This window comes from Gelidibacter sp. (assembly GCF_039916245.1).
Classification (GTDB): domain Bacteria; phylum Bacteroidota; class Bacteroidia; order Flavobacteriales; family Flavobacteriaceae; genus Gelidibacter.
In genome coordinates this window covers 1-9,147 of the sequence record NZ_JBDSLS010000286.1, presented here as the reverse complement: position 1 = coordinate 9,147, position 9,147 = coordinate 1, and the positions used below count along the sequence as shown (strand labels likewise).

The following is a 9,147-nucleotide window of genomic DNA, read 5'->3' as shown; positions in this document are numbered from 1 at the left end:
GCCGACCCGCTGGTGTTTGAGAATTATTAATTAATTGATTTTTTTTGCTGCGAACAAGAATAACTTGACGTCCTTTGACCTGGTATTCTATATCTGTATCATCAAGAATCACATCAAGAACTTCTTTGATCTCCTTATTTTTCAATTTTAAGGTTATTCTTTTTTCAGAAGTAATTTGCTGGCTTTCAAACAAAAATCTATAGTCGGAAATTGACTCAATTTCTTCAAAAACCTTTAATAGACTCGCTTGTTCTATATCTAAGTTTAACTTATCTTCTTCAGGGTTTGAATTTGCTTGAATTTCAAATAATGAAACTATCAAAAAAAGTATTGTGAGTTTTACTTTCAGGTCAATTTTGGAGAATACCCAAAACGGTAACCTACCGCTTCTATTGTTTTTCATAATTTTTGTATTGATTTAAATGGTTGACGATGCAATTTGTTAGTCTCAGTTAAATTCCTGGAAAATGTTGAAATACTTTTTGATTTTCAATCTTAACTTGTTAGATATCGTATAGAAATTTGTCATAGGCATTAGTTTTTTAATCATTAGTGTTTATCAGTAAATCAGTATGTGATTATTCTCCATTTCATAATGAAAAGGGAATACATCATTCATATATTTTAATACATCCTCAATGCTTTCAATATCTTTACTAAAACTCGCATTGAAAACTTTTTGTGATAATTGTAAATTTTTGTTTTCAATTTGCACATTATATTTGCGCTCAAGTTTTTTCGACATATTTTCAAAAGTTGAATTTTTAAAGATCAACTCTCCTTTCATCCAACCTGTGTAGATATTCACATCAACCTGCTCCACTTTTGTTTGATGTTTATCCTTGCTCCAAACTCCTCTTGTACCTGGTTTTAAAACTATAGCATCGTCAGGATTATAAGAGTTAGTCATATTTATTGAGCCCTCAACCAGGACAGCTCCTATTTCGGATTCTTCTTTGTAAGTTGAGATGTTAAATTTAGTTCCCAACACCTCGATTGCGACAGCATCGGCATGGACTACGAAAAGATGATCTTTATCTTTCATAACATCAAAATAAGCTTCACCATCTATAAAGACCTCCCTTTTTTGTCCTTTTAAAAACTGGACAGGATACCTCATTTTGGTTCCTGAGTTTAGATGAACTATGGTACCATCTGACAACTGTATATCAAACACTTTACCGTTAGGAACATCAATTTCGTGAAAGACAAGTTCATTAATTCCTGAGTCATTTAAGTATTTTATGCTATTTCCATTGTGATGTGCAATAACACTACCTGAAGCATTCGTAATTTCTTGACTTATATCTTCACTCAATAGTTTCAGTTTGTCCTTTCCTAAAAATAATTTTATTTCATTGCCATCAACAACTTGATTGTCAACAGCAATACGCTCTTTAGATTGAATCGCATAACCCAATGCCACAAAAACAAAAGTCATAGCAGCGTAGCGCATTACGGATTGCCACAAAGGAATACTCTTTACTTTTGCTGGCATTAATTGTTCCTTTACTATACGCCAATCTTTATCACTGTCTATATCCTCCATATAACCCAAGGACTCCTCAATTAAACCTTGTTTAAAAAGTGTTTGAACAAGGATTATTTCATCTTCAGTTAAATGAACTAATGATTCTTGCGTTATTTTTCCGGAAGCTATAATTGTTTCTAAAGCTAATTTCAACCGTGATGTTGATGTCATAAATAAGTTTCTCTATTAGTATGTTACAGATAAGTCAAATTAGGGTGACAACTATTTTGCTTTTTTTTGAAATAATTTATTAATTGCAAGTTCATAAGCTGTTTTAAAAATCGAAAATCATTATTTAAAACACTCAATTATATGATTTTTAAGTATTTGCGTTAGATATTTTAGCAGCTTGTTAAAACCGTAAACCGCACCATCTTTTTTCAGAAATTTTACTACTCGAGCACGTTAACAAATCCCAACATTAACATTTAAATTTTAAATAGAATGTTAATCAAAATGGCCAATATGCCAGAAGACCTGGTCTGAAAATCCCAAATTCGATGGACACTACTTTAAGCTAAAAGCAGGTTTTGCGCTATAAACTTAGCTTCTCCATCTTCTTCCAAAGGGTAAAACCAATCTTCTTGCAAAAGCTCCATCCTCATCATCTCCATTTCCCCATAATTATCCTTTTCATCAGACTTAGGAACTCTCGAAATGTCTACTAACTTGTTCGCTTTTACTATAATTTTTTTACGATGTCACTTGGATTAAAAGGGATTGATAACATTTACGTTTCAATTGACCGCTCTGCCAATGGCACCTCGCCTGCCTCGAATTTACGATCAGGCGCGTGAACCATTTGGGTTATATGAATTGAGAAGTTATTAATGAGATAATGAATAATAGCTTGTTTATAGTTTAATGAATTTTTATACTATCATTAAATATTCCAACAACAATTCATATAACACTCTTATCCGAAGCATTGGCAAACAAATACTAACAGATCATTTTTAATTTATTCGAATTTATTTCTCCCCTCGTTCTTTCTTTTGCTTTATGACCATTTGCTCTACATCATTCAACAACTTTTTGGAGTCATAAACAATTCCATCCTTTATGGTATGAACCACACCACCTACCCTTTCCGGTTTGCCAGTATCGTCGTTAAGCCTTACTGCTCCAGTACCATAAAGCACTTTCATGTTCTGCAATGGATTTTCATCAAGAATAACGATATCAGCCAATAACCCTGGTCTAATAACACCAAATTCTATCTCCTTTTTAAGAGGCTTAAATATCTCCTGTGCACTATACATCGTCGCCGCGCGAATGACTTCGAGCGGATGAAAACCAGCCTCCTGCAGCATTTCAAGTTCTAATATGGTTCCAAAACCATATAATTGATAAATAAAGCCTGAATCAGATCCCACAGTAACCTTGCCTCCTCTATTTTTATAATCATTTAAGAACTGCATCCAAACCTGATAATATTTTTTCCAAGCCACCTCGTCTTCCGTTGTCCAATCAAACCAATAAGCACCATGGTTTAAACGACTTGGTGTAAAAAAATCCATTTGGGACGGTAAAGTATATTTGGCGTGCCAATCTGCATTTCGCGCTGCCATTACATCCCTACCTGCAGAGTAAATAGTCATTGTGGGATTAATGTAAAAATCCATTTCTAAAAACTCATTAAGAAGTGCATTCCATTTTTCACCACCTGGCTTCACGAGATTCCATTGTCTTGCCACCTGTCCAAAACGATGCTGCTCATCACCATAATTAATATCTATTGGCCATGGTTGGACTGCGTTGTTTTCATACATCGACTCAAAAAGACCATAAAAATGAGTCATGCTAGTAAGACCCAATCTAGCGGCATCCAAAGCATTCATATGTGCTACCCCATTTTGAGCAAGGTGTGCTGTACTCCCCATTCCTAAACTATTTGCTTCATCAAGTAGGGCTTTCATAATTTCTGGACGATAAGAAGTGAGCTTTAGTCCATCAACTCCTTTTTTCTTAGCATATTGAACCCATTCTCTAGCATCTGCGGGTGTTAAAATTTTACGATTCTCCCACTCTTTACCCGTACCAGGTCGATGAAAGGATACAATTCGTGGTGCAGCAATCTGATTCTTAGCACTTCTTGCACGCTCATTTAACGACCATTCCAATTCTCCTGTAGGAACGCCACGAACAGTGGTAATACCATGTGCAAGCCATAGCTTGTATATATATTCTGCTTCAGGGGCTTTAGGAACGCCACCAGTATGCACATGCAAATCAATAATACCTGGCATAACGTATTTACCATTGGCATCGATCTCTTTGGTGTTGCCTGCGCCTAGTTTTGGTCGTTTTGATCCGTCTATCGCAATTTTTGGAACGCCTACTGAAACAATATCGACAATTTTATTCTTTTCAATAATGATATCCACGGGTCCTGCTGGAGGACCTCCAGTTCCATCTATTAAGGTTGCACCGCGAATAATTAGTCGATCGTAAGGACCTTCACCTTCTCCTGAGTTACGATCGGGCGCACCTATCATTTGTGCTGCTACAAGCAAAGGGGTAAATAAAAATGCAATTAGGAATTGATTTTTCATAGTTAGTAGATTTAATGATTGTTTATATATGACTCACTGTTTTTTATTCATTGATAAATAGCTGATCTTAATAATCTTGTAAATATTTAACGCTATAATTAAATAATAATCAATCTCTTTATTAATTAGTTACGAAAACAACGATTTAGGGTGACAACTTTTCTCGTTTTTTTTTAACATCTAATCCTTGGTTTTAAAAATTTTATTTTATTACATTTAAGCACACTTAGTGTTAAATATTTACCAATCCCCACAATGAACCGAAGAAAATTTATCAATATGTCAGCAATTGCCGCTGGTTCGACAATGGTCATTGGGGTCAATTCAGGCATGTTCGCCCAAACCAAAAAATCGGATTTTACCAATGTCAACAATCTTCACTCTATGACAGAAGATGTCAAACCCATAACATTGGAAGAAAGAAAAAATAGAATCTACAAGGCGCAACAATTAATGCAGCAGGAAAATATAGATTGCTTACTATTAGATTCGGGAACTTCCATGAAATATTTCACTGGAATTTCTTGGGGAGCCAGTGAGCGCCCTATGATTGTCGTTATACCTTCTAAAGGTGACATTCGATATATTTGCCCAGCCTTTGAGGAACCACGTCTAAGAGAACTAATTGTTTTTGGCCATCATATATATACATGGCAGGAAGATGAAAGCCCTTTTAAACAAGCTGCCCTAGCTATTAATGACGCGGGGATTTCATCGGGAAATATTGGCGTGGAAGAACGTATGCGTTTTTTCATTTTTAATGGAATACATAAAGAAATTCCTCAGCTAAATTTAGTTAGTGGCGATCCGATAACGATCCCATGTCGCATGATCAAATCAAATGCAGAGATTGCTTTAATGCAAAAAGCAACAGATATCACTTTAAAAGCAATAGCCTTCGGATTTGCCAGTTTGAAAGAAGGATCCACGCCATCCGATTTTTCAAATGCCGTGGCAATGGCGCATCAAAATTTAGGAGCACGACATCAATTTGCAGGATGTAATTTTGCAGAAGCCTCAGCATTTCCTCATGGAAGCACCACCCAACAGATTTTAAAAAAGGGAGATATTGTTCTCGTAGACTGCGGATGTACTGTTGAAGGCTATCAATCAGATATTAGTAGAACAATTGTTTATGATGCAACACCTACCAAGCGCCAAGTAGATTTTTGGAATTTGGAAAAAAGAGCTCAAGCCGCCGGATTTAAAGCAGCACAATTAGGAACGCCTTTGAAGAATGTGGATGAAGCCGCTCGGAAAGTTTTGACAGATGCCGGTTTTGGACCAGAATATAAACTACCAGGTTTACCGCATCGGACAGGTCATGGCATTGGCATGGATGGTCATGAATGGGGAAATGCTATAAAAGGAAACAATGAATTATTAGTTCCTGGAATGTGTTTCAGTATTGAACCAAATATTTCAATTGTTGGCGAATTTGGTATTCGCTTGGAAGATTGCGTATACATGACCTCTGAAGGTCCTCAATGGTTTTCGCAACCTAGCCCGTCTATTGACAGGCCCTTTGTTTGATGTTTTAAAGTTTATTTTTTTTGTATTTATAATATAGTACGAATGACCATTAACTAATATTTTTAAACTCTCGGTTTACCATTAACTTATGAAAGCACAGTCGACAGTCGATACTACCGAAACAGAATTTTTATTTAAGGAACACTATACCTTATTGTGTATAGTATCTTTTTCGATCTTAAAAGATAAAGACGCAGCAAGAGATGTAGTCCAAGATTTCTTTATTTCATATTGGCAAAATAGAAGTACTATTTCTATAAAAGTATCCTTTCAGGCCTATGCCGTTGGTGCAGTGCGAAACTTAAGCTTGATGGCTCTTAAAAATGTAAATAAAGATCAATCCTTAGATGACGTTGTGCTGAACTGTCTTGATGACGAAGCACATAACTCCTTAGATAAAGCGAAGCATCATGAAAAATTGTGGGAGCTATTGAATCAACTTCCACATAGTAGAAAAGAAATTTTCATTTCTTCTGTCGTACATGGCCAATCCTATGCGGAAATTTCTGAATTGAATGGCATATCCATTAACACTGTGAAAACTCAAATGAAAAGAGCTTATGCTTTTTTAAGATCTAAAGCCAAAAAAAATGATTTGATTTTTAAGATATAAAAAAAACTTTTAATGCGTATTGGATTTTTTCATTCCGCACTCTTCAAGACTTGACATGTCGTATCACTAAACTTCTGTAATAAATTTAATGGAGATCATACACGCGTATTCTTAAAACGCATTGGTTTTCAGAAACAACAACCTTCGCAATTACAATCCAAATTTCATTCATTATTCCAACCTCCAACTGATCATAACCTCAATAATACTCTCGGTTTTGTCAAGAAATCAGAGCGAAAAACTCTTGCGAACACCCTGTTAACGACAGAAACCCTCAACGCTTTCTCATACAAAATAGATCGACTACTTTTTAAATATTTGCCCTTAGTCAAGAGCCCTAGTTCTCAGCTTGTATGATCAAATCCGAACAACGTTTCTGTCCCTATTCAAATGTTTTTTAGACGTTTCTTTCAGCGTCATAATTTTAATCACTCTGATTTCCGTCGTTGCTTTTCCTTTTTCAACAGCATGAGCTCCCTGCTGGTTTGACCAGCAACCGAAGTATTTTCTTCGGCTCTTCGTATCAAATATGGCATCACATCCTTTACCGGACCAAAAGGTACGTATTTAGCAACGTTATAGCCTTCGGCAGCCAAGTTGAAACTGATATGATCACTCATACCATACAATTGTCCGAACCATACGCGGTTGTCACTTTTATCGATACCCAATTGCTGCATAAGTTCCATTGCCAAATAATTACTTTTCTCATTATGACTCCCTACAAACAAAGAAATGGTATCAATTTTTTTAAGAATATACTCCAGCGTTTTATCGAAATTTAAGTCTGTCGCCTCCTTGGTTGGACAGATAGGCGAATCATAACCATTGTCCTTTGCTCTATCTCGTTCTTTTTCCATATAAGCACCACGCACAATCTTCACACCAATGGTAAAGCCATCTTTTTTAGCGCGCTCATGCAATCCTTCTAAATAATCTAACCGATCCCATCGGTACAACTGCAACGTCGTATAAACTACAGGGATCGCTGTATTATATTTTCGCATCATGACTTCACACAAATCATCGGTAGCGCCCTGCAACCAACTTTCCTCCGCATCAATCAAAATTTCAACATCTTTATCTTTGGCCAGCTGACAAACTTTATCATATCGTGCCACGACACGATCCCATTCTTCCTGTTCTTGAAGCGTAAACGATTTGCCTTCTCCTTTCTTTTGATACAAATAAGATCTCCCAAAACCAGTGGGCTTGAATACTGCTATTGGCATTGATTTTCGTTCATCAGCAAAATTGATGATCTTCATCGTTTTCTCCATAGCCGCATCAAAATGCGATTCTGTTTCTTTCCCTTCTACCGAAAAATCCAAAACGGAACACACCCCTTTGGCATACATCCTGTCGATAACCGGCAAACAATCTTCTTCATTGACACCGCCACAAAAATGATCAAAAACAGTGGATCTAATCAATCCTTTTACAGGCAAGTGGGCTTTTAAAGCAAAATTAGTAGCCGCCGTACCTATTCTCACCAAAGGTTGATGTGAAATCATCTTGAACAAAAAATATGCACGCTCTAGCTCTGAGTCACTTTTAAGACTAAAAGCAACCTCTGTATTTTCAAAAATTTGTGATATTGCCATGATTCTGAATTAAATTATTTGTTGTTTGTTGATAAGCCATGTTCTAGATATAAGTACAACTGGACAAGCTATTTTTATTTTTTTATGCACTAATGTAGCCAATCTTTTTTATCCTAATATTATTGATTAATCTTTATATTTCTTCAATCATTTGATCACTCACTAAATTTAAATCAGTCTTTTTAGGCAAAATCTTAAGATCATTCATGTACGGATTTATCTTGAGACGAATAGTTCTTGCAAAGTACATTTTTCACTCCGTGCCCTTCTATAAATTTAATTTAATAAGTATATACCACTGATAAATTTACTCGCAACGAACCTAATGAAGCAACAAACTATTATCCACAAACAATACTATATAATCCAAATATTTAAAATTGTCGACTCAACTGAAGATTAATGACCTAACACCTATATATGTTGACTAAGTGTTGTTAGCAAATTAGAAAAAAACCGAAACTAAGTGTATTCAAGTACTGATACTTTTTTAAAATACAAATTTGACTATATACTAAAAGACATGAAAAAAATTTCACAGGTTTATGAAACTAGCGCGGCCTGATACACCAACTCAAAAACCAAAATTACTTTACCTCAAAGGCCGTTTGATACGTGATGATGGTGTCACTTTTTTTAAACTTCAGCTTTTGGTTTTGATAGGTAATATCGGTTAGGAACTGCTCCGTTTGGTAGTTGGCAATAGCAAAGGTAAAATCATCAACATTCAAGCGTTCACTGGTCACTTCCAAGTGTTCTGAACGCAGTAAACCAATCGTTTTTTGAATCACATAAATGCCGTTTTCTAATTCTTTAGAAAGAAAGGAAACATTATTTTCTACTTGAAATAATGGAAACAAAACCATGCCATTAAATAGTTCATTGGATTGAAGCTTTAAAACCTTTCGGCGTTTAAACCAGATTTCTATTTGACTTTTAGAAGTGTTCAGCATCCCTGAAATTAAGGTCGCATCAATATCGGACAACCCTTTAATTTTTTTATCCTTTAACCCATAATAGAAGAAAGGATCTAAAACCAAATCAGTGAGCACACGGTTTCTTTTAGCAGCAATGATCGACCAATGCTGATAAGTTTCTACGTCCAAATGCAGCTGACGTATTTCAATCCCTTCACCGAACGTATTAATTTTTATTTTGGGCATGTTTTAAATGTATTCCGTAGCACTATTCCAAAGGTAAGATTTACCAATCAAACAATTTCCCAATTTACATCACCTAAATCTAATGCGCCATTCATATTAACCGTCAGCCATGACACACCTGGAAAAGCTTCTTCTATAGTCATCGAAA

At 35.6% G+C, this 9,147-nt stretch carries 7 protein-coding genes; 2 read left to right on the top strand and 5 right to left on the bottom strand.

All coding sequences use genetic code 11. The annotated features are described in order from the left end of the window. The 3 genes from ABIQ28_RS14620 to ABIQ28_RS14610 all read right to left on the bottom strand — a co-directional run. The coding region (locus ABIQ28_RS14620; protein WP_348038591.1) for an STN domain-containing protein at positions 1-403 on the bottom strand (403 nt) is incomplete at its 3' end. 156 nt (positions 404-559) lie between these two features. After that, positions 560-1,702 carry a FecR domain-containing protein gene (locus ABIQ28_RS14615; RefSeq protein WP_348038589.1) on the bottom strand — a complete coding sequence of 381 codons (1,143 nt, stop codon included), beginning with the start codon at positions 1,700-1,702 and terminating at the stop codon, positions 560-562. A gap of 800 nt (positions 1,703-2,502) precedes the next feature. Then, entirely contained in the window at positions 2,503-4,086 is a 1,584-nt protein-coding gene (locus ABIQ28_RS14610; protein WP_348038587.1) for an amidohydrolase family protein, read from the bottom strand. A 255-nt stretch (positions 4,087-4,341) separates the two neighbouring features. Here ABIQ28_RS14610 and ABIQ28_RS14605 point away from each other — a divergent pair, with 255 nt between their 5' ends. Together ABIQ28_RS14605 and ABIQ28_RS14600 are read left to right on the top strand one after the other, a co-directional pair. Then, positions 4,342-5,619 (top strand): Xaa-Pro peptidase family protein, encoded by a 1,278-nt coding sequence (locus ABIQ28_RS14605; protein WP_348038585.1) that lies wholly within the window; start codon positions 4,342-4,344, stop codon positions 5,617-5,619. Between the two features lie 88 nt (positions 5,620-5,707). Further along, positions 5,708-6,232 carry a sigma-70 family RNA polymerase sigma factor gene (locus ABIQ28_RS14600; RefSeq protein WP_348038583.1) on the top strand — a complete coding sequence of 175 codons (525 nt, stop codon included), beginning with the start codon at positions 5,708-5,710 and terminating at the stop codon, positions 6,230-6,232. 428 nt (positions 6,233-6,660) lie between these two features. Here ABIQ28_RS14600 and ABIQ28_RS14595 read toward each other — a convergent pair whose 3' ends face one another. Beyond that, positions 6,661-7,830 carry a proline dehydrogenase family protein gene (locus ABIQ28_RS14595; RefSeq protein ID WP_348038593.1) on the bottom strand — a complete coding sequence of 390 codons (1,170 nt, stop codon included), beginning with the start codon at positions 7,828-7,830 and terminating at the stop codon, positions 6,661-6,663. 593 nt (positions 7,831-8,423) lie between these two features. Beyond that, positions 8,424-8,999, bottom strand: a complete 576-nt coding sequence (locus ABIQ28_RS14590; RefSeq protein WP_348038581.1) for a hypothetical protein — start codon at positions 8,997-8,999, stop codon at positions 8,424-8,426. Positions 9,000-9,147 lie beyond the last annotated feature (148 nt).

Excerpts from the sequence above, each read along its gene's own strand:
- ABIQ28_RS14615 (WP_348038589.1), bottom strand. The coding sequence starts at position 1,702 with ATGACATCAACATCACGGTTGAAATTAGCTTTAGAAACAATTATAGCT.
- ABIQ28_RS14610 (WP_348038587.1), bottom strand. The coding sequence starts at position 4,086 with ATGAAAAATCAATTCCTAATTGCATTTTTATTTACCCCTTTGCTTGTA.
- ABIQ28_RS14605 (WP_348038585.1), top strand. The coding sequence starts at position 4,342 with ATGAACCGAAGAAAATTTATCAATATGTCAGCAATTGCCGCTGGTTCG.
- ABIQ28_RS14600 (WP_348038583.1), top strand. The coding sequence starts at position 5,708 with ATGAAAGCACAGTCGACAGTCGATACTACCGAAACAGAATTTTTATTT.
- ABIQ28_RS14590 (WP_348038581.1), bottom strand. The coding sequence starts at position 8,999 with ATGCCCAAAATAAAAATTAATACGTTCGGTGAAGGGATTGAAATACGT.